We start from the raw sequence: 26,756 nt of genomic DNA on the forward strand, positions 1-26,756 counted from the left end.
GCAAGAACCAACCCGCATCTCCAGCGGCACGAGCACCACAAACCGGCGATCTAGAAATCGCTGGATACACGGGCAGTCCTGGCGAAAACGACCTCTGAGTGGCCGTTTGCGCGCTCCAATGATCGCGTTCACCCCCCGATCGGCCAGAGCCGCTGCCGATCGTCAGGAGTGTCGCCTGCGGGAGCCGCTGTTTCACCTGTGTGCTCTGCCGGGTCGGCACCGACTGTGCCGAGGGGATACGGCGTCACGGAGCTGCGGGACCGAGGGCCAGGAGGGCCCGCAGTGGTCGGGTGGGCTGCGGTGTACCCCGCCAGATCAGTGCCTTGCGGTAGGTGAGGGAGGGGCTGACCGGGACAGCACTGACGCGGGGGTTGCCGGCGAGAGCCCGGTCGGTGCCCACCGTCAGGGAGACACCGATGCCGGCCTCCACCAGGGCGACGTGAAGGGCCGCGTCGTTGGTCGCGTACCGGGTGGCGAAGTCGATGCCGGCGGCATCGAACGCGGACCGCAACCATGGCCGCAGTCCGCTCTCCTGGCCGTAACTGATCAGGGTCTTTCCGGACAGCAGCTCGATGGGGATGCTCGTGCGACCTGCCAGCGGGGAGTCCGCCGGGACGACGGCCACGATCTCGTCTTCGAGCATGACCACACTGCGTATGCCCTGGGGCAGGGGATGCTCCGGCAGGGCCACGACGGCGGCATCCAGCTCGCCGTTCTCGACGCGCGAGATGAGTCCGGCGCTGCGCCCCTCGACGAGCTGCACGGCGACGCCCGGGTACCTGCGGTGGAAGGCTCCCAGGAGCGCGGGCAGACGGGTGTGCTGGACCCCGTCCACAGTGCCCAGGAGGAGCGTGCCGGTGACCAGCGCGGTGCGGGAGGCGAACTCCGCGATCACCCTGTCGGCATCGGCGAGGGTCTGGCCGGCCAGGGGAAGCAGCACCCGGCCGGCCTCGGTCAGGCGGACGCTGCGTGGATTGCGTTCGAAGAGTGCTTCCCCGAGTTCCTTCTCCAGGGAGCGGATCTGGTGACTCACGGCAGGCTGTGCGACGGACAGCCGGTCGGCGGCGCGGGTGAAGCTCTGCTCCTCGGCCACGGCGACGAAAAACCGCAGGGTTCTCAATTCCACAGTCATTCACCTCATTTATTGCTGGCATCGAAAAACGGTCTTTGACCTCGAAGCTATTTATCCCGACTCTAGAGGAATGGCGGATGTGAGACAGGCGTCGAAGCGCCTTGACGGGCGGCTGGACCCTGACCACCCTGGCCGCGGCAGCCCTGGCCGCGCTCGGTGCCACGCTCGCAGCCAGGGCGTAGCGAAGCGTTCGGCAGTCCTCTCAAGGTCGGGTGCAACCGCCGGAGAAAGGCACCGTACGCAGTGCGTCGCATGGATATCGGCGATGCGCTGACGGGCAATCGCCACCGGTGCACCGGTTCTAGGGTTGCGGCATCGGAAGAAACCGAACCGACGCCGTGGCACCGGTCGTCCCGATGCGGGAACCGGTGGCGACGGCCCGGCCCGCACCAATCTCTCACCCTGCCCCGTCCTGGGCCGCGATGCGGTCGACGGATGACCGAGGGCGGGCTGAACCGGCAGCGTCCGGTCGGTCTGCCCCTGCACAAGCCGGCCCGGTTCCAGCCGTGGCCCTCACTGAAAGAGCAGACAATGAGTGATCCGAAGAAGGTCCTGACCGATCTGGTGCTGTCCACCTCGACGGAGCACGCGCCGCTCGACGCGCCCTGGGACGCGATCGACATCGCTGACTGGCTGCTGAACCTGCCGGACAAGGAGTACCAGCGCTGCGCCCCGCCCGACCACAAGGCGGCGGGGTACACCACGACCGACGACGGCAGGCCGATGTCGATCAACGTGGAGATGATCGGCACCGGACTGGTGATCCAGCACTACGTCGCCGAAATCGCCGAGAAGCACCACTGCCACATGGTGTCCACCTCCGATGTGCTCACCCCGCACGGCTGGACGTCGGTCCAGGTGATCTGGGACCTGTCGGTCAAGGACAACGGCGACGGCACCGTCACCTACACCAACCAGGTCACCAGCCACCCCACCCAGGAGTTCATGGAGTTCAACGAGAAGAACGGCATCACCTTCGAGCAGGCCGTCGCCGCACGGCAGGCCGCCTCCGGTGACCACAACCGGCGGGAAACGCCGCTGTTCGCCGCGAGCATCGCGCGCCACGCCCTCGCTCGGAGCTCGTGATGACGCAGTCCCCGACACCTTCCGCGCCGTTGTCGCCGCGCGAGATGGCCCGCGCCTTCACCCCGGCCCTGACCGAGCTGGTGGAGGACCCTCTGTACAGCGAGGTCTGGGCGGATCCCGCTCTCAGCCCGCGGGACCGCAGCATCGCCACCGTCGCCGCGGTCGTGGCGCTGTACCGCCCCGAAGAACTGCCCGCGCAGTTGCGGCGCGCCGTCGACAACGGGGTGACACGGGCCGAACTCGGCGCGCTCATCACACAGATCGCGTTCTACGCGGGCTTCCCCGCGGCCATCAGCGCCTCGGCCATCGCGGCTCGCATCCTCCCGGACTGAGAACGCACACCCCGGGCCCTCGCCGAGAACGCACACCGCGGGTCTCCGGGGCCACCGCCCGTTCCCGTCTTTCCACGTACGTCGAGGACCGCAGCAGCGCGTCCCGCGCAGCAGGAGGTCCGATGACGCCAGACGAGGAACGGGCGGCCGGCCCCTTCCGGCAGTTGGCCCCCCGGCAGGCGTTCTGTCTCCAAGCCTCGGTCGTGGTCTTCTTCCTCGCCGGGGCAAGCGCGCCCACTCCGCTCTACGCCACCTACCAGCAGGAGTGGCACTTCTCGCCGATCACCACCACGGTGATCTTCGGCGTGTACGCGGTGGCGATCCTGCTCGCCCTGCTCATCGTCGGCTCGCTCTCCGACCACGTCGGACGCCGGCCGGTGATCTTCGGCTCCATAGTGGTCCAAGCGGCAGCGGTGGTCGTTTTCACCGGCGCCGACGGAGTGCCCGATCTGGTGTGCGGCCGGATTCTCCAGGGGTTCGCGACCGGCACGGTCGTGGGTGCCGTGGGCGCCGGCATGATCGACGTCAGCCGCTCGGCGGGAACCCTCGCCAACGCGGTGACGCCGGCCGCGGGTACCGCTGTGGGCGCCATGGGATCAGGGCTTCTGGTGACCTACGCGCCCCAGCCCACGCACCTCGTCTACAACGTTCTTCTGGTCGTCTACGTACTGCAGGCCGTCGGCGTGCTCCTCATGGCCGAGACTGCTGCCCGTACCCCTGGCGCGCTGCGCTCACTGCGTGTGAGCTGGACCCTGCCGGCGCGGGCACGCGGTCCGCTGCTGAGGGCTGCGCCGGTGGTGCTGGCCGTCTGGGCGCTGGCCGGTTTCTACGGCTCCCTGGGCCCGGCACTGGTCCATCGTGTCGTTCCCGGTCGGGGCGCGCTGCTGGGTGGACTCGCCCTGTTCACGCTGACGGCCTGCGGTGCCCTGACCGTCCTCGTGCTACGCGATGCCGCCCCCGCTGCCACGATGCAGGTGGGGGCCCTGGCTCTCATCGGTGGTGTGGGGATCACCCTGTTGTCTGTCGCGCTCGGCTCCGCCGGACTGTTCTTCGTGGGCACGGCGATCGCCGGTGTCGGGTTCGGGGCCGGCTTCCAGGGCGGCGTCCGCACGGTGGTACCGCTCGCCGAACCACACGAGCGGTCGGGGCTGTTGTCGGTCATGTACCTGATTTCATATCTCGGCTTCGGCCTGCCGACGATCGTTGCCGGAGTGATCGTCGTGTACGGCGGCGGGGTGGCAAGGGCTGCCTACGAGTACGGCACAACCGTGATGCTGTTCGCGGCAATGGCTTTCGCCGGCACTCTCGGACGCCGGTCCGCCCCGGCCCCATCCGCTCCCGCGGTGCCCGTGTCCAGCCGGCACGACACCGCGGTCGATGTGCGCGCCGACGGGATCAGCCCCCGTGCTGCGTCCGCTCACCGTTCCTCCTCGCACGGCGACGTTCTGGCACCCAAGGGAGACGAACAGCGATGAACCAGCCGACACCTGTCACGGCCCCGCGGATCGTCGTGGGCGTCGACGGCTCACCCCCGTCCAAACGGGCTCTGGTCTGGGGCGGTTACATGACCGCCACGATGGGAGGCGTGCTGGAGGCCGTGACCGCGTGGCAGAACCCCCCTTCCTGGACCGGCGTGGCCGACGACTGGGACCCCGCCGCCGACGCCGGCGCCATGCTGTCTGCCTGCTGCGCCGAGGTGTTCGGCGATGCCCCGCCCGGGAACCTGCGGATCACGGTTCGTGAGGGCGCCGCCGCGGCCGTCCTGCTCGGCGCGAGCGTGGGTGCCCGGATGCTCGTGCTCGGCAGCAGGGGCCACGGCGGTTTCGCGGGTCTCCTGCTGGGATCGGTCAGTGCCGCATGCGCCGAGCACGCCCCCTGTCCAGCCTTGGTCATCCACGGCGACGGCCTGCCGCCGGCTGCCGCCGTCGCGTTCGGCACGGGTCGGAACACCCCCGCAGCGACGACGGAGGGAACACGATGACTGCACACGAAGAAGCCCGGAGCGGGAGGAAAGCCCCGGAGTCCAGCCCCTACCGGCACCCCGCAGCCGGATGGGGCGCGGCGAAGAGTGTCGCGCAGTTCCTCGTGCGCGAGCCCGGCCCGGTGTCCGGTACACGTGCCATCCAGCGCATGAACCACGAGAACGGCGGATTCGACTGTCCGGGAATCGCGTCCATCACGGCCGTGAACCGGGTGCAGTCGTTGGTGCTCCCGACGGTGACGGTGAAGGCGATATGCCCACTTCGTGCCGGAGGCGGGGAAGAAGGGGCGTACGGCGATCGATAGCCTTCCGGGGGAGTGGGAGAAGGGGGCCGCCGGCGCGAACTCCCCGGATTCTCCCCAGGACCCGTCCTGAGCGCCCACCACCTGGGCCGCGGCACGTAAACAGCGAGGTGAGAGGCCCCATGTTCACGACCCGTCCCACCCTCCAGGGCACCTTCGGCATGGTCTCCTCCACCCATTGGCTGGCCTCGCAGTCGGCGATGGCGGTCCTGGAGGACGGCGGCAACGCCTTCGACGCGGCCGTGGCCGGCGCCTTCGTGCTGCACGTCGTCGAGCCGCACCTGAACGGGCCGGCCGGCGAGGTGCCGATCCTGCTCGCCCCGGCGGGCGGCGCCGTACGCGTGCTGTGCGGGCAGGGCGTGGCCCCGGCGGGCGCCTCGGCCGCCCACTACCGGGGGCTCGGGCTGGACCTCGTCCCCGGCACCGGACCGCTCGCCGCCGCCGTGCCCGGCGCCTTCGACGCCTGGCTCCTCCTCCTGCGCGACCACGGCACCAAGTCCCTTGAGGACGTGCTGAAGTACGCCATCGGGTACGCCGAGCACGGGCACGCTCCCGTGGAGAACGTCGGCGCGACCGTCGCGAGCGTGCGGCGGCTGTTCGAGACCGAGTGGACCTCGTCGGCCGAGGTGTACCTGCCGGGCGGCAGGCCGCCCCGGCCCGGCACGCTGCTGCGCAACCCCGCGCTCGCCGCCACCTGGAAGCGGCTGCTGGCCGAGACCGCGCGCGCGGGCGGCCGGGAGGCCCGGATCGACGCCGCGCGCGAGGTGTGGCGCTCCGGCTTCATCGCCGAGGCCCTGGTACGGCAGTCCGGGCGGCCCACCATGGACACCAGCGGTGAACGGCACACCGGCACGCTCACCGGGGCCGACCTGGCCGGCTGGTCGGCCGGCTACGAGGCGCCGGTGACGTACGACCGGGACGGCTGGACCGTGTGCAAGGCCGGACCCTGGAGCCAGGGCCCCGTGCTGCTCCAGCAACTCGCCCTGCTCCCGCCCGAACTGCCCGCGTACGGCGGTGCCGACTACGTCCACCTGCTGATCGAGGGCTGCAAGCTCGCCATGGCCGACCGCGAGGCATGGTACGGCGACGCCGCCGAGGTCCCCCTCGCAGAGCTGCTGTCGGACGGCTACAACGCGCGGCGGCGGACCCTGATCGGCGATGCGGCCTCCTACGAGCTGCGCCCCGGCAGCCCCGGCGGACGCACCCCGCGGCTGCCCGCACACGCGCACGCGCGCGTACCGGCCGGTCCGGTGCCCGGCTTCGACCCGATGGGCGCCGGCGAGCCGACCGTCGCGCCGCTGCCCGGCGCGCCGACCCTCGCGGAGGCGACCGGGGAGGCGCAGGTGACCGGGGAGGCCGAGGTGGCCGCCGACGGCACCACCCGCGGCGACACCTGCCACCTGGACGTCGTCGACCGCTGGGGCAACATGATCGCGGCCACGCCCAGCGGCGGCTGGCTCCAGTCCAACCCCGTCGTCCCCGAACTCGGCTTCCCGCTCGGCACACGCCTCCAGATGACCTGGCTGGAGGAGGGCCTGCCCGGCTCCCTCACCCCCGGCCGCCGCCCCCGCACCACCCTCACCCCGTCGCTGGCGCTCCGTGACGGCGTGCCGGTCATGGCGTTCGGCACGCCCGGCGGCGACCAGCAGGACCAGTGGCAGCTGCACTTCTTCCTCGCCGCCACCCTGCGCGCCCCGGTCCGCGGCGGCCTCGACCTCCAGGGCGCCATCGACGCCCCCAACTGGCACAACGACAGCTTCCCCAGCTCCTTCCACCCGCGCCGCCGGCGCCCCGGCAGCGTGACCGTGGAGTCCCGTACGGACCCGGCGGTGATCGCGGAACTGCGGCGGCGCGGCCATGACGTCACCGTCGGCCCCGCCTGGTCCGAGGGGCGGCTGTGCGCGGTGGCCCGGGACCCGGAGACCGGCATCCTGTCGGCGGCGGCGAACCCGCGCGGCATGCAGGGGTACGCCGTCGGCCGCTGACGGCCCGGCCGGCGGCACCCGCTGTTCCGTCCGATTCCACCCCGGGTTCACCCGCGGGGCGGGGATTGTCAGAGGGACGTGCTGTGATGGGACACATGATCGAAGAGACGGAAACCATCGAGGAGTTTCTCGCCCGCCGCTCGGCCGACGTGGAGACGGCGGTCCGCGAGGCCGCCGCGGCCGAGATCCTGCCCCGCTTCCGCCGCCTCGCCGCGCACGAGGTGGACCAGAAGAGCGGCCCGCACGACCTGGTGACGGACGCCGACCGCCTCGCCGAGGCACGGCTCACCGCGGACCTCCGCGCCCTGCTGCCCGGCTCGGTCGTCGTCGGCGAGGAAGCGGTGCACGCCGACCCGGCGGTGTACGGGGCGCTCCAGGGCGACGCGCCGGTCTGGATCGTCGACCCGGTCGACGGCACCCGCCAGTTCGTCCACGGCGACGACGGCTTCTGCACCCTGGTGGCGCTCGCCCACCGGGGCACCGTGCTCGCCTCCTGGACCTACGCCGCGGCGCGCGGCGCCTTCGCCACCGCCGTCCGCGGCAAGGGCGCCTTCCTGGACGGCGAGCGGCTGTTCGCCGGTCCGCCCGGGCCCGGCCGGGACCTCGTCGTCGCCACCTCCCACCCGGACTACACCACCGACGACCAGAAGCGCGCGCTGCGCGCCCTGTGGACCGACGGCCTCGCCCCGCGCGCGTGCGGCTCCGCGGGCCTGGAGTACCTCGCCGTCGCCCGGGGCGAGGTGGACGCCGTCGCGTTCTCCTGGGAGGCCGCCTGGGACCACGCGGCGGGACTGCTCCTGGTCGAGGAGGCGGGCGGCGCGCACCTCACCCTGACCGGCGAGCCCTTCCGCGTCACCGGCGGCAACGCCCTGCCGTTCACCGCCGCCCGGGACGCTGCCACCGCCCGCCGGGTGGCCGGCCTGCTGCGCGCCGGGTCCTGAACCCCGGCCACCCGGGCCGGGTCGGCGCCGGTCCCGCGGCATATGCTGGCCCCCACTGGCCGTCGGCTGACGAAGGGGTCCGAAGGTGCCGTCGATGCTCGATGCGGTCGTGGTGGGAGCGGGACCGAACGGACTGACCGCTGCCGTGGAGCTGGCCCGCCGCGGCTTCTCCGTGGCCCTGTTCGAGGCGCGGCCCACCGTGGGCGGCGGCGCCGGCACCGAGGAACTGACCCTGCCCGGTTTCCGGCACGACCCGTGTTCGGCCGCCCACCCCCTCGGCGTCAACTCGCCCGCGTTCCGGGCCCTGCCGCTCGACCGGTACGGGCTCGAATGGCTGCACGCCCCGCTGCCCATGGCCCACCCGTTCCCGGACGGCAGCGCGGCCGTGCTCTCCCGCTCCGTCGCCGAGACCGCCGCCTCCTTCGGACCGCGGGACGCGGGCCCGTACCGCAGACTGGTCGAGCCGCTGCTCGCCCACTGGGACACCCTCGTACGGGACTTCATGTCCCTGCCGTCGACCGCGCTGCCGCGCGACCCCGTCACCCTGGCCCGCTTCGGCCTGGCCGGGCTCCCGCCGTCCACGTGGCTGATGCGCCGCTTCAGGGACGAGCGGGTCAAGACCCTCTTCGCCGGACTCGTCGCCCATGTGATGGCACCGCTGGGCGGTCTGGCCACCAGCGCGATCGGGCTGGTCTTCGCCCTCTCCGCGCACGCCCGCGGCTGGCCGGTGGCCCGCGGCGGCTCCCAGGCCATCTCCGACGCCCTCGCCGCCTACCTGACCGACCTCGGCGGTGCGGTGCACACCGACTACGAGGTCAAGCGCCTGGACGACCTGCCGCCCGCGCGCGCGTACGTCTTCGACACCTCGCCCACCGCGCTCGCCCGCATCGCCGGCTTCGGCGACCACTACGCGAACTACCGCTACGGCCCCAGCGTCTTCAAGATCGACTACGCGCTGGACGGCCCCGTCCCCTGGACCGCGCCCGAGGCCCGCACCGCCGGCACCGTCCAGATCGGCGCGGACCACACCGAGATCCGCGACGCACTGCACGCCGCCGCCCGCGCGGGCCGCGCCCCGGAGCGGCCCTTCATGATCACCGTGCAGCCGAGCGTGGCGGACCCCACCCGCGCCCCCGAGGGCAAGCACGTCTTCTGGGCGTACGGCCATGTGCCGAACAACTGGTCCGGGGACCTCACCGAGGCCATAGAACGCCAGCTGGAGCGGTTCGCGCCCGGCTTCCGCGACCGTGTGCTCGCCCGCGCCACCGCCGGGCCCGCCGAGATGGCCGCCCGCAACGCGAACTACGTCGGCGGGGACATCGCCTGCGGCGCGGCCTCTGGACTCCAGCTGCTGCTGCGCCCCAAAATCTCCCTCTTCCCCTACCACACCCCCCACCCGGCCGTCTTCATCTGCTCCTCGGCCACCCCGCCGGGGCCCGGGGTCCACGGGATGTCGGGCCACAACGCGGCCAAGGCCGTCTGGCGGAGACTGAGGCAGAGATGACCACCATCACCCTCGCCCGGGGCGACATCACGCGGCAGCGCGTCGACGCCGTCGTCAACGCGGCCAACTCCTCCCTCCTCGGCGGCGGGGGAGTGGACGGCGCGATCCACCGCCGCGGCGGCCCCGCCGTCCTGAGGGAGTGCCGTGCCCTGCGCGCCTCCCGGTACGGCAAGGGCCTGCCCACCGGCCAGGCGGTCGCCACCACGGCCGGCGACCTCGACGCCCGCTGGGTGATCCACACCGTGGGCCCGGTCTGGTCCGCCACCGAGGACCGCTCGGACCTGCTCGCCTCCTGCTACCGCGAGTCCCTGCGCGTCGCCGGTGAACTCGGCGCCCGCAGCGTGGCGTTCCCGGCCGTCTCCACCGGCGTCTACCGCTGGCCGATGGAGGACGCGGCCAGGATCGCGGTAGCCGCGGTGCGGAGCACGCCGACGGCCGTCGAGGAGGTCCGGTTCGTGCTCTTCGACGAGCGGGCGTACGAGGCGTTCGCCCGGCAGGTCGGCTGACGGCCACACCGCCACCCGCCACGCCGCCGCCCATCGCACCGCCCCCGGACGATCACCCGAAACGGATGTTCACCCGAACGGCGTAATCCATGGTGCGTCCGAAAGCTGTCTGGCCAACGCTCGGAGTGCCGGTGCGCCCTCGGGAGGACCGTGCGCACCGCTCACGCGGGGGAGGCAGAAAGGAACGCCCATGAGCCAGGCAGCGCACCCCACCGGACCGAACGCCTCGGGCGACGCATGGCCGCCACGGCAGTCCACGGCCCGCGGCAGCGGCTGGGTCACCGGCGGCGTCGTCTTCGCCGGAGTACTCATGCTGTGCAGCGGCATCCTCGCCATCTTCCAGGGCATCGCCGCGATCGCCGGGAACGACGTCTACGTCCGCATCGGTGCCTACGTCTACAAGATGAACCTCACCGGCTGGGGCACGATCCACATCGTCCTCGGCGCGCTGGTCCTGCTGACCGGCATCGGGCTGCTCAAGGACATGACCTGGGCCCGCTTCGTCGGACTGTTCCTGGTCTCGCTCAGCCTCATCGCCCAGTTCCTGTTCCTGCCCTACTCGCCCCTCTGGTCGGTGATCCTGATGGCGATCGACGTCTTCGTGATCTGGGCCCTGGCGTCCCGGCAGGAAGCGGTGAGCTAGGGGCTTTCCCGTACGAGGCCCGGACGAGGCCCGTACGAGGCCCGTAAGGCCCGTACGACGCCCGGACCGGGCCCGGCGGATCGGCGTGGCCCCGCGCACGGGGCCGCGCCGCGCTGTGCGACCCCCTCACACCGGTGCGCGAGGCCGCCGGCGGCGCCCCCGCACCCCGGCTCCCGCGGCCCGCGTGGCATCATCGGCCGGGGTCAGGACCGCAGCCGTACGAGGAGCCCGATGAACCCCGCTCTCACCGAGTCACCCGAGGCCGGTGCGCCGCGCCCGTCCGGCGCCGGGAGCGCGGGGCCGGGCGCCTCGCCGACGGGCGGCGTCCCGCTGCCGCGCGCCCGCCTGCTGGACGACTTCTCCCTGGAGATGACCGGCAAGGACGTGGCCAGGCTGGAGGAGGCGGGCGCCGGCATCCCGCCGGGCACCCGGATCAACATCACGTTCCTGGCCGGCGAGGACACCGCCACCCGGCTGACGGCCGCCCGCGCGGTCAAGCGCCTCGGCTTCGTCCCCGTACCGCACATCTCCGCCCGCCGGCTGCCCTCCCGCTCCGCGCTGGAGGAGTTCCTCGCCGGGCTCGCCGCCGACGGCACCGGCGACAACGTGTTCGTCGTCGGCGGCGACCCCGCCCGGCCCGAGGGCCCCTACCCGGACGCCCTCGCCGTCCTGCGCACCGGACTGCTCCGCCGCCACGGCGTCCGGCACGTCGGCATCACCGGCTACCCCGAGGGCCACCCCGGCATAGCCGGCCCGGACCTGTGGTCGGCGCTCACCGACAAGGCCGCGGCCATCGGCGCCGACCGGTTCGACGGCGACGTCATCACCCAGTTCGGCTTCGACGCCGAACCCGTCCTCGACTGGCTGGAGACCCTCCGCGCCCGGGGCGTGCGCCTGCCCGTCCGCGTCGGCGTGCCCGGCCCCGCGGGCGTGCGCCGGCTGCTGGGCTACGCCACCCGGTTCGGCGTCGGCACCAGCGCCTCCGTCGCCCGCAAGTACGGCTTCTCGCTGACCAACCTCATGGGCACCACGGGCCCGGACCGCTTCCTGCACGCGCTGGCCCGCGACTACGACCCGGCCCGGCACGGCACGGTGAAGGTGCACTTCTACACGTTCGGCGGGCTGCGCGCCACCGCCGAGTGGATCAACCGGTTCCGGCAGCGGGACACCTCGGCGGCCCCGGCCGGGTGAAAGGGCCGGACCGCCGGTCAGGCGCACGTACGTGTCGGATTTCCGCCAGCGACCGGGGCGGGCGGTGGCCGATGCTGGACCCATGCGAACAGGGATGCACCTCGACCGGGACCACTGCGTACGCGCCGTGCGGTCCAAGGACGCGCGGTTCGACGGATGGTTCTACACGGCCGTGCTGACCACCCGGATCTACTGCCGGCCGAGCTGCCCGGTGGTGCCGCCCAAGCCGGAGAACATGACGTTCCACCCGAGCGCCGCCGCCTGCCAGCAGGCCGGGTTCAGGGCCTGCAAGCGCTGCCGGCCCGACACCAGCCCCGGCTCCCCGGAGTGGAACCGGCGCGCCGACCTGGTGGCCCGGGCCATGCGGCTGATCGCCGACGGTGTCGTGGACCGCGACGGCGTGCCCGGACTGGCCGCCCGGCTCGGCTACAGCACCCGGCAGGTGGAGCGCCAGCTCGTCGCCGAACTGGGCGCCGGCCCCCTCGCCCTGGCCCGCGCCCAGCGCGCCCAGACCGCACGGCTGCTCATCGAGACCACCCCGCTGCCCATGGCGGAGATCGCCTTCGCGGCCGGCTTCGCCTCCGTCCGCGCCTTCAACGACACCGTCCGCGAGGTCTTCGCGCTGTCCCCGAGCGCACTGCGCGCCCGGGTGCCGGCGAGCGGCGCGGGCACCCCCGGCACGCTCACCCTGCGGCTGCCGTTCCGCGCCCCGCTCCACCCGTCCAACCTCTTCGGCCACCTCGCCGCCACCGCCGTACCCGGCGTGGAGGAGTGGCGGGACGGCGCCTACCGAAGGACCCTGCGGCTGCCGTACGGGCACGGCATCGTCGCCCTCGCCCCCCGCCCCGACCACATCGCCTGCCGGCTCACCCTGAGCGACCTGCGGGACCTGACCGTGGCCATCAGCCGCTGCCGCCGCCTGCTCGACCTGGACGCCGACCCGGTCGCCGTCGACGACCGGCTGCGCGCCGACCCGCTGCTCGCGCCGCTGGTCGAGCGGGCGCCGGGCCGCCGGGTACCGCGCACGGTCGACGAGGCCGAGTTCGCCGTCCGGGCCGTCCTCGGCCAGCAGGTGTCCACCGCCGCCGCCCGCACCCACGCGGCCCGCCTGGTCACCGCGCACGGCGAACCCCTGGAGGACCCCGAGGGCGGCCTCACCCACCTGTTCCCGCCGCCCGGGGCGCTGGCCGCCGTCGACCCCGGCACCCTGGCGGTGCCCCGCACCCGGCGCACCACCTTCACCACCCTCGTCCGCCGGCTGGCCGACGGGGAGCTGCACCTGGGAGTGGACGCAGACTGGGCCCGGACCCGCGCCCGGCTCCTCGCCCTGCCCGGCATCGGACCCTGGACCGCGGACGTCATCGCCATGCGCGCCCTCGGCGACCCCGACGCGTTCCTCCCCACCGACCTCGGCATCCGGCGCGCCGCCGGGACACTGGGCCTGCCGTCCACCCCGGCCGCGCTCACCGCCCGCGCGGAGAGCTGGCGGCCCTGGCGGGCGTACGCGGTGCAGTACCTGTGGGCGACCGACAGCCACCCGATCAACCTCCTGCCCGCGTGAGGACCCCCGACATGAAGCAGCACACCGTCATCGACAGCCCCTACGGCCCGCTCACCCTCGTCGCCGACGACGGCGTCCTGTGCGGCCTCTACATGACCGACCAGCGCCACCGCCCGCCGCAGGAGACCTTCGGCGCACGCGACGACGGCCTCTGCGGCGCGGCGCGGGAACAGCTCTCGGCCTACTTCGAGGGCGAGCTGACGGAGTTCACGCTCGACGTCCGCCTGCACGGCACCCCGTTCCAGCGCCTCGTCTGGGAGCGGCTGACCCGCATCCCCTACGGGGAGACCCGTACCTACGGCCAACTCGCCGACGAACTGGGCAATCCCAGGGCGTCCCGCGCCGTCGGGCTCGCCAACGGCAGGAACCCGGTCGGCATCATCGTGCCCTGCCACCGGGTGATCGGCGCGGGCGGCGGCCTCACCGGCTACGGCGGCGGCCTGGACCGCAAGCGCCGCCTGCTGGACTTCGAACGCGGCACCGCCCTCTTCTGACCCGCCCGGCGGCGGGTCAGCCGGCGGAGGTGTCGGGGCGGCGGCGCCGGGGCGGCGGTTCGCCGTCGTCGGGGCCCGGCGGGCGGTGCCGGAACGGGAAGTCGTCCCCGGCCTCCTCCGGCCTCGACCAGGTGCGGAAGCGGGCCGGCTGGGCGCCCGCCTCCCACTCGGGGTCGGCCGGGACGAGGCCCATGCCCACGACCCCCATCAGATCCAGCAGCATCCGCCGGGTCAGGGCCTGGTCGAGGTGGTCCGCCACCCCTTCGGACCCCCATTGGACGACGAGTTCCGCGGCCTTGGAGAGCCCTTCCACCGACGCGCCGGGGAAGGCCAGGGCGAGGGAGGCGCGTACGACCTCCACGGCGTCTTCGGACCGCACGGTCACCGCCTCCTCTCACAGACGATGCACAGACCCGCCTGTGCCGTGAGGACGAGCGTCAGATGGGCGGTGTCCCGGGCCTGCCGCAGGCACTCGTGCCGGTCCAGATGAGCGTACTGCTGGGTGGAGGCCATGTCGCGGATGAAGACCTCCCAGTGGTCCTGGGCCCGTTCCCAGTCGTTGCGGTGGGCGACCCGCACCCAGGAGTCGACGAAGTTCTGCTGGGCGTGGGAGCCGTGGAAGTACGTCCGCAGGTCCGGGATGAGGCCGGGGGGCCGCAGCCGCTGGCCCCAGGTGCGCCGGCGGAACAGCGTCTCGGTGGAGACCGCCTTCACGCTGCTGATGCGCTGGGCGATGACGTGACCCGCCACCCCACCGATGATGGCGGGAACCAGCAGCCAGCCGACGACGGACGGCAGCCAGAGCGCGAAGCCCTCCGGCGGGTCGAGGAGCGTGAACGCCCGGTACACGTGACTGGGCGAGGTGGTGCGCGCGGCGTAGAGGTAGAGCGCCAGCGCGCCGGCGGTGAGCGGCAGCCCCCAGTCTATGAGCCACTGGGTGACTCCCTTGAGCGCCTTGCGTGACCGCCACGCCCGGCGCAGCCGCCGCCGCAGTCGGTTCCCGGCCGGCGCCAGCTTCAGGTCCGGCGGGATCGGGATGGGTCCCCCAGCCAACATGGCCCCCCTTCGTGGATCGCTGAGCGCATGCTCGCACAGAGCCCGGCGGTGCCCCGGCGCGGGGGCGGGACTCCGGCCCGCGCCCGACGGGCCTTGCCACGGCGGGAGTTCGGCCCGGCGGCCCGCTCGGGCTCAGCTCCCGGGGCTTTCGGCACCCCCGGCACGGACGCGGTCCAGCAGCGCGGGCAGCGCGGTGCCGATGGGCTCCCGGACGATCTCGTGCGCGCGCTCGTCGTACGGGGTCGGTTCGGCGTTGACGATGACCAGGCGGGCGCCGTGGTCGGCGGCGACCCCGACCAGTCCGGCGGCGGGGTGCACCTGGAGGCTGCTGCCGACGGCGACGAACACCGTGCACGCCTTGCTGACCGCGAGGGCGTCGCCGAGGACCACCGGGTCCAGCGGCTGGCCGAACATCACGGTCGCCGGCTTCAGGACGCCCCCGCACGTCCGGCAGGCCGGGTCCTCCTCGCCAGCCGCCACCCGGGCCAGCGCTTCCTCCATCGGCCCCCGCGCACCGCACCCGGTGCACACCACGCTCCGCGCGCTGCCGTGCAGTTCGAGCACCTTGCGGGCGGGCACCCCGGCCCGCTGGTGCAGCCCGTCCACGTTCTGCGTGATCACCCGCACCGGCACGCCGGACCGTTCCAGCTCGGCGACGGCCCGGTGCGCCGCGTTCGGCTCGGCCCCGAGCGCCTGGGTCTCGTACCGCATCCGCCAGGACCGCCGCCGGATCTTAGGATCGGCCATGTAGTACTCGTAGGTCACGAGCTTCTCGGCCTCCGGGTCGCGCCGCCACAGCCCGTTCGGCCCGCGGTAGTCGGGGATGCCGGAGTCGGTGGAGATGCCGGCTCCGCTGAACAGGGCGACGAGGGGCTTGGCCATGGCACCGAGGGTAGGCGCGGCCCGCGGGCCGCCGCGAACGGATTTGCGTGACGCCCCGCCGTGGAGCCGGTCGTCCCGGACCGCGCGCGGGGCCGGGCCCTCACGCCGCGCGGTGGCCGTTCTCCAGCTCCGCCGTGCCGGAGCCGTCCGCCAGGACGTCCAGGGCGACCAGCACCCGGCGGCCGAGCGCGCCCGGCAGATGGGCGGTGATCTCCTCGCGCGGGACCAGGCGCCAGGACAGCAGCTCCTCCTCCTGGAGGCGGATGGCCTTCAGCTCGGTCTCGGTGAGGACACCGCCGTCGTACAGGTACGCCACCAGCGGCGGCCGGCCCACGCCGTGCGCCCAGTCCACCGCCAGCAGCCGGCCCAGCGGCCGGTCGAGCCCGATCTCCTCCAGCGTCTCCCGGCGGGCGCCCTGGCGCGGCGTCTCCCCGGTGTCGGACTCGACGGTTCCGCCCGGAAGCGCCCAGCCGTCGCGGTAGTTGGGCTCCACGAGCAGCACCCGGCCCGCGGCGTCCCGGAAGAGCGCGGCGGCACCGGCGAGGATGCGGGGCAGGCTCGCGATGTAGGCGGCGAAGTCATCACTGGTGGTCATCCAGGAAGGGTAACCACCCGGCCCGCCCCTATGACCCGCTCGCCGCCAGGCGCAGGGTGCGTTCGGCCAGCGCGCTGATCCGCACCCCGTCGAAGCCGAACACCGCGCTGCGGACCGTGTCCCGCAGCGGCTCCCGCCACTGGGCCGGAATGGCCCGCGCCCCGGTGCGGACGCCGGCCACCGAGCCGGCCGTCGCCCCGTTGGAGTCGGTGTCCAGCCCGCCGCGCACGGTCAGGGCGAGGGTCCGGGTGAAGTCGCCGTCGCCGTAGAGCAGCCCGGCGGTGAGGACGGCGGCGTTCGGGACGGTGTGGATCCAGCCGAGTCCGGCGGTCTCCGCGGAGACCGTGGCCAGGGTCTCCTCCCAGGGCAGCCGCGCCTCGTGCAGGCCCGCCACCCGCCGCACGGTCCGGGCCAGGCGACTGCTCGCCGGGACGACCGTCAGCGCGGTGTCCACGGCGTCCCGGACGGTCGGGGCGGTGAACGCCGCCGCGATCAGGGCGGCGGCCCACATGGCGCCGTAGACGCCGTTGCCGGTGTGCGAGAGGACCGCGTCCCGGCGGGCCAGTCCGGCGGCGCGCGGCGGGTCACCGGGGCAGGTCCAGCCGTAGACGTCGGCGCGGATCAGCGCGCCGATCCACTCCTGGTACGGGTTGTCGTACGTCGCCGTCAGCGGCGGCCGCATCCCGGTCGCCAGGTTGCGGTACGCCGCCCGTTCCGCCGTGAACGTCTGGAGGTACGGCAGCCGGAGCAGCCACAGGTCGCCGACCTGCTCGGTGCTGAAGCCGAAGCCGTGGGTCTCCAGCAGGTGCAGGCCGAGGATGGCGTAGTCGACGTCGTCGTCCCGGCAGCTGCCGTCGATCCGGCCGCGCACGCACCGGCGCCACTCCGGGCGCAGCGCGGCGGCCTCGTCCGGGTCGGCGGGTTCGGGGAGGTAGTCGGTCAGCGGCAGGGCGGCGGCCCGGCGGAGGTAGCGGTCGATGCGGTCGCGGGTCCACACCTCGCCCTGTTCCACCGGCTTGCCGAGCATGTTGCCGGCGATCCGGCCGAGCCAGCCGCCGTGGATGCGGTCGGCGAGGTCCGGCCCGGTGTGCTGGGTGCTCATGGCAGGGGTGTACCCGCTCCGCCGGCCGGCTCCCCGCGGCCTTCCCAGGGTTCGGGCGGGGCATGACGGCGGGGGTGTCCTGCGGTTATGGTCGCAGCGGCGCGACTGGCCCCGCCCTGCGCGGGGCCCGGAGAGCAAGGGGAAGACAAGGTGGCGGACGCTGTAGGGAACGAGACCCGTCGGGTGCTCATCGCCGCGGACAAGTTCAAGGGCTCGCTGACGGCCGTGCAGGTCGCCGAGCGGGTGACGGCCGGGTTGCGCCGGGTCGTGCCGGATCTCCGGATCGAGGCGCTCCCCGTGGCCGACGGCGGCGACGGGACCGTGGACGCGGCGGTCGCGGCCGGCTTCGAGCGCCGCGAGGTACGGGTCACCGGTCCGCTGGGCCGGGAGGTGACGGCCGCGTTCGCGCTGCGCGACGGCACCGCGGTGGTGGAGATGGCCGAGGCGAGCGGCCTCCAGCGGCTCCCGGCGGGCGTCTTCGCCCCGCTCACCGCCTCCACGTACGGCTCCGGGGAGCTGCTGCGGGCCGCGCTGGACGCTGGCGCCCGGACGATCGTGTTCGGCGTGGGCGGCAGCGCCACCACGGACGGCGGCGCGGGCATGCTGGCGGCGCTGGGCGCCCGGTTCCTGACCGAGGACGGCGAGCCGGTGCCCCCGGGCGGCGGCGGCCTGGCGGAGCTGGCCCGCGCGGACCTCTCCGGCCTGGACCCCCGGCTGTCCTCGGTGGAGCTGGTGCTGGCCAGCGACGTCGACAACCCGCTGACCGGTCCGAAGGGCGCCCCCGCCGTCTACGGCCCGCAGAAGGGTGCCTCCCCCGAGGACGTGGCGGCCCTGGACGCGGCGCTCGCCCACTTCGCGAAGGTGCTGGAGGCAGAGGCCGGGCCGCGGGCCGCCGAGTACGCGGCGTCGCCGGGCGCGGGCGCGGCGGGCGGCATCGGCTACGGCGCGCTCCTGCTCGGCGCGCGCTTCCGGCCCGGCATCGAGGTCATGCTGGACGTGCTGGGCTTCGCCCCCGCCCTGGAGCGGGCCTCGCTGGTCATCACCGGGGAGGGCTCCCTGGACGAGCAGACCCTGCACGGGAAGGCGCCGGCGGGCGTGGCCGCGGCCGCCCGGGCCGCGGGCAAGGAGGTCGTGGCGGTGTGCGGACGGCTCGCCCTGTCCGCCGAGGCCCTCGCCGGGGCCGGGATCGGCGCGGCCTACCCCCTCACCTCGGTCGAGCCGGACGTGTCGAAGTGCATCGCGGACGCGGGGCCGATCCTCGAGCGGGTCGCCGCGCGCATCGCCGAGACCCGCCTGGGCTGAGCCCCCCCGGGGGCGCGGCCCGGGCCGCGCCCCCGGCCCCGGACAGCGGAGTGCCCCGGACAGCAGAGTGCCCCGGACCCGACCGGGTCCGGGGCACTCGGGGCGGAGCGCTACGGGAGCTGCGCCGCCCGCGCCTCGCGGCGGTTGTCACGGAAGGTGTTCACCCGGCGGGCCGTGGCGAACAGCGGGATCACCGCGCCCATCACCAGCTGGAGCGCGCAGCCCGTCTGGAGGAGCAGCTGGCCGCTGGGGGCGTCGAACGCCCAGGCGGCCAGGAGGCCCATGGACAGGACGATCCAGGAGAGCATGGCGCCGGCGAGGCGGCCCCGCGGCTTCGGGTACTCCACGCGGCTCACCATCAGCCACGCCGTCCCCAGGATGGCCAGCAGCGTCGCCACGAAGGGCAGCTCCAGCAGCACGATCGACACGACCGTCAGCGCGCCGAACGGCGAGGGCATGCCCTGGAACATGCCGTCCTTCAGCGTCACGCAGGAGAAGCGGGCCAGTCTCAGGACCACCGCCAGCAGCACCACGATCGCGCCCACCGCCGCCACCCGCTGGTGCGCGTCGTCGGCGACCATGCCGTAGACGAGCACGAAGTACGCGGGGGCGAGGCCGAAGCTGATCAGGTCCGACAGGTTGTCCAGTTCGGCGCCCATCGGCGACGAGCGCAGCTTGCGCGCCACCAGGCCGTCGAACAGGTCGAAGACCGCCGCGCAGAGCATCAGGATGACCGCCGTGGCCGCGCTGTGGCGGGCCATGCCGGACTCCTGGCTGCCGGTGAGGTGCGGGATCAGGATGCCGGTGGTGGTGAAGTACACCGCCATGAAGCCGCACGTCGCGTTGCCCAGCGTGAGGGTGTCCGCTATCGAGAGGCGGAGAGAGAGGGGCATCTCCTCCTCTTCGTCCACCTCGTCCGCCTCGGGCACCCAGCCCGCCTGGGTCTCCGGATCAATCACGGTCAATGCGAGTCACCCCAGCCACGGTCTTCTGACCGACCTCGACCGCGACCTCCACGCCCTCGGGCAGGTAGAGGTCGACACGCGAGCCGAAGCGGATCAGACCGATGCGGTCGCCCTGCTCGACCTTCGTGCCTTCCGGGAGGTAGGGCACGATGCGGCGGGCCACCGCGCCGGCGATCTGGATCATCTCGATGTCGCCGAGTTCGGTGTCGAAATGCCAGACTACGCGCTCGTTGTTCTCGCTCTCCTTGTTGAAAGCCGGAACAAAGCCGCCGGGGATGTGCTCGACCGACGTCACGGTGCCCGCCAGGGGCGCCCGGTTCACGTGCACGTTGAGCGGGCTCATGAAGATCGCGACGCGGGTGCGCCCGTCCTTCCACGGCATGATGCTCTGCACCACACCGTCGGCGGGCGAGATGACGCGGCCCGGGGCGATCTCACGCTCGGGGTCGCGGAAGAACCACAGCATGCCCGCCGCGAGCGCGGTGGCGGGTACGGCGACGGCCTTGGCGACGCCCGAGCGACGGGCGCGGGCCAGGCTGAGGGCTGCGGTGGCGACGGTCGGGAGAAGCCACGGCGATGCTCCGCGCGCGAGGCGTGCGCCTACCAGGCGGTCGCGGTGTGCAGAGGTTTGGCTGTGGGGCATGGATGACCTTCGTAGCGGATGATGCCGCGCTCTGAACGGGGGACGGCGGCTTTCTCGGATCGTACCGGTCGCGGGCCACAACTCGGCAAGCCAGGAAGCCGAGTCGGCGGCCGAAGAGCGTCTACGGGGTGTGATCTTCTTCTCGAAGAAAACACCCCGTATTCGGACAATCAGCCCTGGAATCGATACTCTTCGAGCAGTCGGCGCCCGATGATCATTTTCTGGATCTCGGCGGTACCTTCACCGATGAGCAGCATCGGGGCCTCGCGGTAGAGGCGCTCGATCTCGTACTCCTTGGAGAAACCGTAGCCGCCGTGGATCCGGAAGGCGTCCTCCACGACCTCCTTGCAGTACTCGGAGGCCAGGTACTTCGCCATGCCGGCCTCCAGGTCGTTGCGCTGCCCCGAGTCCTTCTTGCGGGCGGCGTTGACCATCAGCGCGTGCGCGGCCTCGACCTTCGTGGCCATCTCCGCCAGCTTGAACTGGATGGCCTGGTGCTGGGCGATCGGCTTGCCGAAGGTGTGCCGCTGCTGGGCGTACCCGACCCCCAGTTCGAAGGCGCGCTGTGCGACGCCGCAGCCGCGCGCGGCCACGTTGACCCGGCCGACCTCGACGCCGTCCATCATTTGGTAAAAACCTCGGCCGGTGACCCCGCCGAGCACCCGGTCGGCCGGTACGCGCAGGCCGTCCATGATCAACTCGGTGGTGTCGACGCCCTTGTAGCCCATCTTCTCGATCTTGCCGGGGATGGTCAGACCGGGACGGACCTCACCGAAACCCGGCTCCTTCTCGACCAGGAAGGTGGTCATCGACTTGTGGGGTGCCGTGCCCTCGGGGTGTCCTTCGTCACTGCGGACCAGGACGGCCACGAGCGAGGACGTGCCGCCGTTCGTCAGCCACATCTTCTGGCCGTTCAGGACGTACTCGTCGCCGTCCCGGACCGCCTTGGACGTGATGGCCGACACGTCGGAGCCCAGGCCCGGCTCCGACATCGAGAAGGCGCCCCGGATGTCACCGGCGGCCATACGGGGCAGGAAGTACTCCTTCTGCTCCCGCGTGCCGTGCTGCTTGAGCATGTACGCGACGATGAAGTGCGTGTTGATGATGCCGGACACCGACATCCAGCCACGGGCGATCTCCTCCACGCACAGCGCGTAGGTGAGCAGCGACTCGCCCAGGCCCCCGTACTCCTCGGGGATCATCAGACCGAAGAGGCCGAGTTCCTTCAGCCCGTCCACGATCGCTTGCGGGTACTCGTCGCGGTGCTCCAGCCCGGTCGCGACCGGAATGATCTCTTTGTCGACAAAGTCCCGGACGGTGGAGAGGATCTCCTGCTGGACGTCCGTGAGACCGGCGGTCTGGGCGAGACGGGCCATGGCCTACTTCTCCGTGTTCTTGTCCGCGGGGGCGACGGGTTCCGGGCGGCCCGGCTGCTCGCCGCCGCGCTCCTTGATGTACGTCTCGGTGGGCACCATGACCTTGCGGCGGAAGACGCACACCAGGGTGCCGTCCTGCTTGTAGCCCCTGGTCTCCACGTGGACGATCCCGCGGTCGTCCTTCGACTTGGACGGCCACTTGTCCAGCACCGTCGTCTCGCCGTAGAGCGTGTCGCCGTGGAAGGTCGGCGCCACGTGCCGGAGCGACTCGATCTCCAGGTTGGCGATCGCCTTGCCGGAGACGTCCGCCACCGACATGCCGAGCAGCAGCGAGTAGACGTAGTTGCCCACGACGACGTTCCTGCCGAAGTCGGTCGTCCGCTCGGCGTAGTTGGCGTCCAGGTGGAGCGGGTGGTGGTTCATGGTGAGGAGACAGAACAGGTGGTCGTCGTACTCCGTGACCGTCTTGCCCGGCCAGTGCTTGTACACCGCCCCGACCTCGAACTCCTCGTAGGTACGGCCGAACTGCATCGCGCTCAGGCTCCTCGGTTGTCGGGGGTCTCGAAGTTCGACGTGCGGCGCAGGCCGGCCGCGCGTCCCTTGCCCGCGATGACCAGGGCCATCTTGCGGCTGGCCTCGTCGATCATCTCGTCGCCGAGCATCGCGGAGCCCTTCTTGCCGCCCGCCTCGGACGTGTAGTAGTCGTACGCGTCCAGGATCAGCTCGGCGTGGTCGTAGTCCTCCTGCGAGGGCGAGAACACCTCGTTCGCGGCGTCCACCTGACCCGGGTGCAGCACCCACTTGCCGTCGAAGCCGAGCGCGGCGGCGCGGCCGGCCACCTCGCGGAAGCCGTCGACGTTGCGGATCTGGAGGTAGGGGCCGTCGATCGCCTGGAGGTTGTTGGCGCGGGCCGCCATCAGGATCTTCATCAGGATGTAGTGGTAGGCGTCCGCCGGGTAGCCGGGCGGCTGCTCGCCCACGACCAGCGACTTCATATTGATGGAGGCCATGAAGTCGGCCGGGCCGAAGATGATCGTCTCGACGCGCGGCGAGGCCTGCGCGATCGCGTTGACGTTGTTCAGCCCCTGCGCGTTCTCGATCTGCGCCTCGATGCCGATCCGGCCGACCTCGAAGCCCATGGTCCTCTCGATCTGGGTCAGCAGCAGATCCAGCGCGACGACCTGCTCGGCGTTCTGCACCTTGGGCAGCATGATGCAGTCGAGGTTCGGGCCGGCGCCCTCGACCACCGTCACGACGTCCCGGTACGTCCACTCGGTCGTCCAGTCGTTGACGCGCACCACACGCGTCTTGCCCGCCCAGTCGCCCTCGTTGAGGAACTTGACGATGGTGTGCCGCGCCCCGGGCTTGGCGAGGGGCGCGCAGGCGTCCTCCAGGTCGAGGAAGACCTGGTCCGCCGGGAGGCCCTGCGCCTTCTCCAGGAAGCGCGGGTTGCTGCCCGGCACGGCCAGGCAGGAGCGTCGCGGGCGGAGGCGGTCCACGGCCGGAAGGGACGCGGCCCGGCCGCTCGTCGGAGGGGTGGCGGCGGGAGACGGGCGGGTCATGCGGGGACCTCCAGGGGGTCGAGCTTGTTCGCTTTCCGGATCTCGTCGACGATGCGGCCGATGATTCCGGTGATGTCGAAGTCCTTCGGGGTGAAGACGGCGGCCACTCCGGCGGCCCTCAGCTGCTCGGCGTCGCCGTTCGGGATGATGCCACCCGCGATCACCGGGATGTCTGTGGCACCGGCCACACGCAGCCGCCGGAGCACGTCCGGGACCAGCTGGGCGTGCGAGCCGGACAGGATCGACAGGCCGACCGCGTGCACGTCCTCGGCGAGGGCCGCCTCCACGATCTGCTCCGGGGTGAGCCGGATGCCCTGGTAGACCACCTCGAACCCGGCGTCGCGCGCGCGGACCGCGATCTGCTCGGCGCCGTTGGAGTGCCCGTCCAGGCCGGGCTTGCCGACCAGGAAGCGCAGCCGGCCGACGCCCAGCTCCCGGGCGGTGCCCTCCACCCTGGCGCGCACCTCGGCGAGGGCCGAGCCGGCCTCGGCGGGGACCGCAACCGGCGCGGAGGACACCCCGGTGGGCGCCCGGTACTCGCCGAACACCTCGCGCAGGGCCGCCGCCCACTCGCCGGTGGTGACCCCGGCCCGGGCGCACTCCAGCGTGGCCTCCATCAGGTTCTCCGTGCCCTTGGCGGCCTCCTTCAGCCGCTCCAGGGCCTTGCACGGGCGAGGGTGGTTGAAGGGCGGCTGGTAGCGGGTGTCCCGCCAGTGCCGGAGCGAGGCGACGACCCGGTTCTCGACCGCCGGGTCCACCGTCTGGATCGCGGTGTCCAGGTCGGCCGTCAGCGGGTTCGGCTCGGTGCCCTGGAAGATGTTGACGCCGACGATCTTCTCCTCGCCGGACTCGATCCGCCCCCGGCGCTCGGCGTGCGAGGCGACCAGCCGCGACTTCAGGTAGCCGGACTCCACGGCGGCCAGCGCGCCGCCCATCTCCTGGATGCGGTCGATCTCCGCGAGGGCGTCCCCGACCAGCTGGTCCACCTTCGCCTCGATCACCTTCGAGCCCTCGAAGATGTCCTCGTACTCCAGCAGGTCGCTCTCGTAGGCGAGCACCTGCTGGATGCGCAGCGACCACTGCTGGTCCCAGGGCCGGGGCAGGCCCAGCGCCTCGTTCCAGGCGGGCAGCTGCACGGCCCGCGCGCGTGCGTCCTTCGACAGCGTCACCGCGAGCATCTCCAGCACGATCCGCTGGACGTTGTTCTCCGGCTGCGCCTCGGTCAGGCCGAGCGAGTTCACCTGGACGCCGTAGCGGAACCGGCGCTGCCGGGGGTCCTCGATGCCGTACCGCTCCCGCGTGATCTGGTCCCAGATGCGGCCGAACGCCCGCATCTTGCACATCTCCTCGACGAAGCGGACGCCCGCGTTGACGAAGAAGGAGATGCGGGCGACCACGTCCCCCATGCGCTCCGGCGGCACCTGGCCGGAGTCGCGCACGGCGTCCAGGACGGCGATCGCGGTGGACATCGCGTACGCGATCTCCTGCACCGGCGTCGCCCCGGCCTCCTGGAGGTGGTAGCTGCAGATGTTGATCGGGTTCCACTTCGGGATGTGGGAGACCGTGTACGCGATCATGTCCGTCGTCAGGCGGAGGGAGGGTCCCGGCGGGAAGACGTGCGTCCCGCGGGACAGGTACTCCTTGACGATGTCGTTCTGGGTCGTGCCCTGGAGCGCGGTGACGTCCGCGCCCTGCTCCTCGGCGACGACCTGGTAGAGCGCCAGCAGCCACATGGCGGTGGCGTTGATCGTCATCGAGGTGTTCATCTGCTCCAGGGGGATGTCCCGGAACAGCCGGCGCATGTCACCCAGGTGCGCGACGGGCACGCCGACCCGGCCGACCTCGCCGCGGGCGAGGATGTGGTCGGAGTCGTAACCGGTCTGGGTGGGCAGGTCGAACGCCACCGACAGACCGGTCTGGCCCTTGGCGAGGTTGCGCCGGTACAGCTCGTTGGACGCCTCCGCGGTCGAGTGGCCCGCGTACGTCCGCATGAGCCACGGACGGTCCTTCTGACGCTCTGTCATCTGCGGCTCTCAGACGTTCCGGAAGCGGTTGATGGCGTCGATGTGCCGGGCGCGCATCTCCTCGTCGCGCACGCCCAGGCCCTCCTCGGGCGCGAGGCACAGCACGCCGACCTTGCCCTGGTGCAGGTTGCGGTGGACGTCGTAGGCGGCCTGCCCGGTGTCCGCCAGGGAGTAGACCTTCGACAGGGTCGGGTGGATCTTGCCCTTGGCGATGAGGCGGTTGGCCTCCCACGCCTCGCGGTAGTTGGCGAAGTGGGAGCCGATGATCCGCTTCAGCGACATCCACAGGTACCGGTTGTCGTACTCGTGGTGGTAGCCCGAGGTGGAGGCGCAGGTGACGATGGTGCCGCCCTTGCGGGTCACGTAGACCGAGGCGCCGAAGGTCTCGCGGCCGGGGTGCTCGAAGACGATGTCGACGTCCTCGCCGCCGGTGAGTTCGCGGATGCGCTTGCCGAAGCGCTTCCATTCCCTGGGGTCCTGGGTGTTCTCGTCCTTCCAGAACCGGTACCCCTCGGCGTTGCGGTCGATGATCAGCTCGGCGCCCATCCGCCGGGCGATCTCGGCCTTCTGCTCGCTGGAGACGACGCAGATCGGGGTGGCGCCGCCGGCGAGCGCGAACTGGGTGGCGTAGGAGCCGAGTCCGCCGCTCGCGCCCCAGATCAGGACGTTGTCGCCCTGCTTCATCTGGGCGCCGTTGCGGGAGACCAGCTGGCGGTAGGCGGTGGAGTTCACCAGGCCCGGGGCCGCGGCCTCCTCCCAGCTCAGGTGGTCCGGCTTCGGCATCAGCTGGTTGGACTTGACCAGCGCCACCTCGGCGAGGCCGCCGAAGTTCGTCTCGAAGCCCCAGATGCGCTGCTCGGGGTCGAGCATCGTGTCGTTGTGGCCGTCGGAGGACTCCAGCTCGACGGAGAGGCAGTGGGCGACGACCTCGTCACCGGGCTTCCAGGCGTTGACGCCCGGGCCGGTGCGCAGGACCACGCCGGCGAGGTCGGAGCCGATGACGTGGTACGGCAGGTCGTGCCGCTTGGTCAGCTCGCTGACCTTGCCGTAGCGCTCCAGGAACCCGAACGTGGACAGCGGCTCGAAGATCGAGGTCCACACCGAGTTGTAGTTGACCGAGGAGGCCATGACGGCCACCAGGGCTTCGCCCGGGCCCAGCTCGGGCACGGCCACCTCGTCGAGGTGGATCGACTTGCGCGGGTCCTTGTCGCGGGTCTCGAGGCCCGCGAACATCTCCGTCTCGTCCTTGTGCACGGTGATCGCGCGGTACGACTCGGGGAGCGGCAGGGCGGCGAAGTCGGCGGACGTGGCGTCCTTCGACTGGATCGCGTCCAGGATGTCCTTCACGGTCACGGTGTTGCCTCCGGCGGTGAGCGCCCTGAGGGAGGGGCGCCTGAGGGATCGTCGGTGCTCGGTGAGTGCTGCTGAGGGTCTGCGAAGGGGGTGCCGTCGGTTCGGCTCGGTGGTGCTTCGGCAGCGCTTTGTGGCGCGGGAGGTTGCCTGTGACGCAGGCGTCCGGGCGCGCAGGCCATCGGCTTGCTGGGACAGCCGGCGAGCGCGTGGTCCCTGCTCGCCGGCCGCCCGGACCTCT

At 72.5% G+C, this 26,756-nt stretch carries 26 protein-coding genes and 1 pseudogene; 14 read left to right on the top strand and 13 right to left on the bottom strand.

Going from position 1 to position 26,756, the window contains the following annotated elements; all coding sequences use genetic code 11:
• Positions 1-244: 244 nt before the first annotated feature.
• Positions 245-1,132, bottom strand: a complete 888-nt coding sequence (locus IF37_RS0116500; protein WP_253915782.1) for a LysR family transcriptional regulator — start codon at positions 1,130-1,132, stop codon at positions 245-247.
• 531 nt (positions 1,133-1,663) lie between these two features.
• Between IF37_RS0116500 and IF37_RS0116505 the strand changes: the two genes are divergently transcribed.
• From IF37_RS0116505 to IF37_RS0116560, 13 genes and pseudogenes are all read left to right on the top strand, one after another.
• Positions 1,664-2,218, top strand: a complete 555-nt coding sequence (locus IF37_RS0116505) for a hypothetical protein (protein ID WP_030742683.1) — start codon at positions 1,664-1,666, stop codon at positions 2,216-2,218.
• Entirely contained in the window at positions 2,218-2,550 is a 333-nt protein-coding gene (locus tag IF37_RS0116510) for a carboxymuconolactone decarboxylase family protein (RefSeq protein ID WP_030742685.1), read from the top strand. The genes IF37_RS0116505 and IF37_RS0116510 overlap by 1 nt, the downstream gene beginning before the upstream one ends.
• Positions 2,551-2,672: 122 nt before the next feature.
• Positions 2,673-4,025, top strand: a complete 1,353-nt coding sequence (locus tag IF37_RS0116515; protein WP_063886392.1) for an MFS transporter — start codon at positions 2,673-2,675, stop codon at positions 4,023-4,025.
• Complete coding sequence (locus IF37_RS0116520; RefSeq protein WP_063886393.1) at positions 4,022-4,531, top strand: universal stress protein; 510 nt, start codon at positions 4,022-4,024, stop codon at positions 4,529-4,531. The genes IF37_RS0116515 and IF37_RS0116520 overlap by 4 nt, the downstream gene beginning before the upstream one ends.
• Positions 4,528-4,722: pseudogene (locus tag IF37_RS45810) on the top strand (hypothetical protein); the annotation flags it as partial. The gene IF37_RS0116520 and the pseudogene IF37_RS45810, both read left to right, overlap by 4 nt.
• 233 nt (positions 4,723-4,955) lie before the next feature.
• Positions 4,956-6,818 carry a gamma-glutamyltransferase family protein gene (locus tag IF37_RS0116525; RefSeq protein ID WP_030742690.1) on the top strand — a complete coding sequence of 621 codons (1,863 nt, stop codon included), beginning with the start codon at positions 4,956-4,958 and terminating at the stop codon, positions 6,816-6,818.
• Positions 6,819-6,913: 95 nt separating this feature from the next.
• Entirely contained in the window at positions 6,914-7,759 is an 846-nt protein-coding gene (locus tag IF37_RS0116530) for an inositol monophosphatase family protein (protein ID WP_030742693.1), read from the top strand.
• 94 nt (positions 7,760-7,853) lie between these two features.
• The gene (locus tag IF37_RS0116535; protein WP_030742696.1) at positions 7,854-9,263 is read left to right on the top strand and encodes an NAD(P)/FAD-dependent oxidoreductase; all 1,410 of its coding nucleotides are present in this window, start codon (positions 7,854-7,856) and stop codon (positions 9,261-9,263) included.
• On the top strand, positions 9,260-9,769 hold the full coding sequence (locus IF37_RS0116540; RefSeq protein ID WP_030742699.1) for an O-acetyl-ADP-ribose deacetylase: 510 nt from the start codon (positions 9,260-9,262) through the stop codon (positions 9,767-9,769). Before IF37_RS0116535 ends, IF37_RS0116540 begins: the two co-directional genes overlap by 4 nt.
• 190 nt (positions 9,770-9,959) lie before the next feature.
• A complete protein-coding gene (locus IF37_RS0116545) occupies positions 9,960-10,412 on the top strand; it encodes a hypothetical protein (protein ID WP_030742701.1) in 453 nt (150 codons plus the stop codon).
• Positions 10,413-10,781: 369 nt separating this feature from the next.
• Entirely contained in the window at positions 10,782-11,603 is an 822-nt protein-coding gene (locus IF37_RS0116550; RefSeq protein WP_052845220.1) for a methylenetetrahydrofolate reductase, read from the top strand.
• Between the two features lie 82 nt (positions 11,604-11,685).
• A complete protein-coding gene (locus tag IF37_RS0116555) occupies positions 11,686-13,164 on the top strand; it encodes an AlkA N-terminal domain-containing protein (RefSeq protein ID WP_301540335.1) in 1,479 nt (492 codons plus the stop codon).
• Positions 13,165-13,175: 11 nt separating this feature from the next.
• Positions 13,176-13,658 carry a methylated-DNA--[protein]-cysteine S-methyltransferase gene (locus tag IF37_RS0116560; RefSeq protein ID WP_030742710.1) on the top strand — a complete coding sequence of 161 codons (483 nt, stop codon included), beginning with the start codon at positions 13,176-13,178 and terminating at the stop codon, positions 13,656-13,658.
• A gap of 16 nt (positions 13,659-13,674) precedes the next feature.
• Here the strand turns inward: IF37_RS0116560 and IF37_RS0116565 are convergent, their stop codons facing one another.
• The 5 genes from IF37_RS0116565 to IF37_RS0116585 form a co-directional block, all read right to left on the bottom strand.
• Positions 13,675-14,037, bottom strand: coding sequence for a hypothetical protein (locus IF37_RS0116565; RefSeq protein WP_158727348.1), 363 nt, complete (start codon positions 14,035-14,037; stop codon positions 13,675-13,677).
• Between the two features lie 2 nt (positions 14,038-14,039).
• Positions 14,040-14,714 (bottom strand): DUF6313 family protein, encoded by a 675-nt coding sequence (locus IF37_RS0116570; protein WP_253915783.1) that lies wholly within the window; start codon positions 14,712-14,714, stop codon positions 14,040-14,042.
• 132 nt (positions 14,715-14,846) lie between these two features.
• The gene (locus IF37_RS0116575; protein WP_030742718.1) at positions 14,847-15,596 is read right to left on the bottom strand and encodes an NAD-dependent deacylase; all 750 of its coding nucleotides are present in this window, start codon (positions 15,594-15,596) and stop codon (positions 14,847-14,849) included.
• A gap of 100 nt (positions 15,597-15,696) precedes the next feature.
• Positions 15,697-16,191 (bottom strand): NUDIX hydrolase, encoded by a 495-nt coding sequence (locus IF37_RS0116580; protein ID WP_030742721.1) that lies wholly within the window; start codon positions 16,189-16,191, stop codon positions 15,697-15,699.
• Between the two features lie 28 nt (positions 16,192-16,219).
• Positions 16,220-17,293, bottom strand: coding sequence for an ADP-ribosylglycohydrolase family protein (locus IF37_RS0116585; RefSeq protein ID WP_030742723.1), 1,074 nt, complete (start codon positions 17,291-17,293; stop codon positions 16,220-16,222).
• 150 nt (positions 17,294-17,443) lie between these two features.
• On the opposite strand from IF37_RS0116585, the gene IF37_RS0116590 reads away from it, so the two are divergent.
• A complete protein-coding gene (locus IF37_RS0116590; RefSeq protein ID WP_079165774.1) occupies positions 17,444-18,595 on the top strand; it encodes a glycerate kinase in 1,152 nt (383 codons plus the stop codon).
• Between the two features lie 110 nt (positions 18,596-18,705).
• Here the strand turns inward: IF37_RS0116590 and pssA are convergent, their stop codons facing one another.
• The 7 genes from pssA to ccrA form a co-directional block, all read right to left on the bottom strand.
• Positions 18,706-19,524 (bottom strand): CDP-diacylglycerol--serine O-phosphatidyltransferase, encoded by an 819-nt coding sequence (gene pssA, locus IF37_RS0116595; protein ID WP_030742733.1) that lies wholly within the window; start codon positions 19,522-19,524, stop codon positions 18,706-18,708.
• 22 nt (positions 19,525-19,546) lie between these two features.
• On the bottom strand, positions 19,547-20,203 hold the full coding sequence (locus tag IF37_RS0116600) for a phosphatidylserine decarboxylase (RefSeq protein WP_030742735.1): 657 nt from the start codon (positions 20,201-20,203) through the stop codon (positions 19,547-19,549).
• Between the two features lie 170 nt (positions 20,204-20,373).
• Positions 20,374-21,579: an acyl-CoA dehydrogenase family protein gene (locus tag IF37_RS0116605; protein ID WP_030742737.1), complete on the bottom strand. Its 1,206-nt coding sequence runs from the start codon at positions 21,577-21,579 to the stop codon at positions 20,374-20,376.
• Positions 21,580-21,582: 3 nt separating this feature from the next.
• Complete coding sequence (locus tag IF37_RS0116610) at positions 21,583-22,110, bottom strand: MaoC family dehydratase (RefSeq protein ID WP_030742739.1); 528 nt, start codon at positions 22,108-22,110, stop codon at positions 21,583-21,585.
• A 5-nt stretch (positions 22,111-22,115) separates the two neighbouring features.
• Positions 22,116-23,141, bottom strand: coding sequence for a CoA ester lyase (locus tag IF37_RS0116615; protein WP_253915784.1), 1,026 nt, complete (start codon positions 23,139-23,141; stop codon positions 22,116-22,118).
• Positions 23,138-25,165 carry a protein meaA gene (locus tag IF37_RS0116620; protein ID WP_030742745.1) on the bottom strand — a complete coding sequence of 676 codons (2,028 nt, stop codon included), beginning with the start codon at positions 25,163-25,165 and terminating at the stop codon, positions 23,138-23,140. The genes IF37_RS0116615 and IF37_RS0116620 overlap by 4 nt, the downstream gene beginning before the upstream one ends.
• A 9-nt stretch (positions 25,166-25,174) precedes the next feature.
• Positions 25,175-26,512, bottom strand: coding sequence for a crotonyl-CoA carboxylase/reductase (gene ccrA / locus IF37_RS0116625; protein WP_030742747.1), 1,338 nt, complete (start codon positions 26,510-26,512; stop codon positions 25,175-25,177).
• Between the last annotated feature and the right edge of the window lie 244 nt (positions 26,513-26,756).

The sequence above is a fragment of the Streptomyces sp. NRRL S-31 genome (genome assembly GCF_000718775.1).
In the GTDB taxonomy this organism is placed as follows: Bacteria; Actinomycetota; Actinomycetes; order Streptomycetales; family Streptomycetaceae; genus Streptomyces.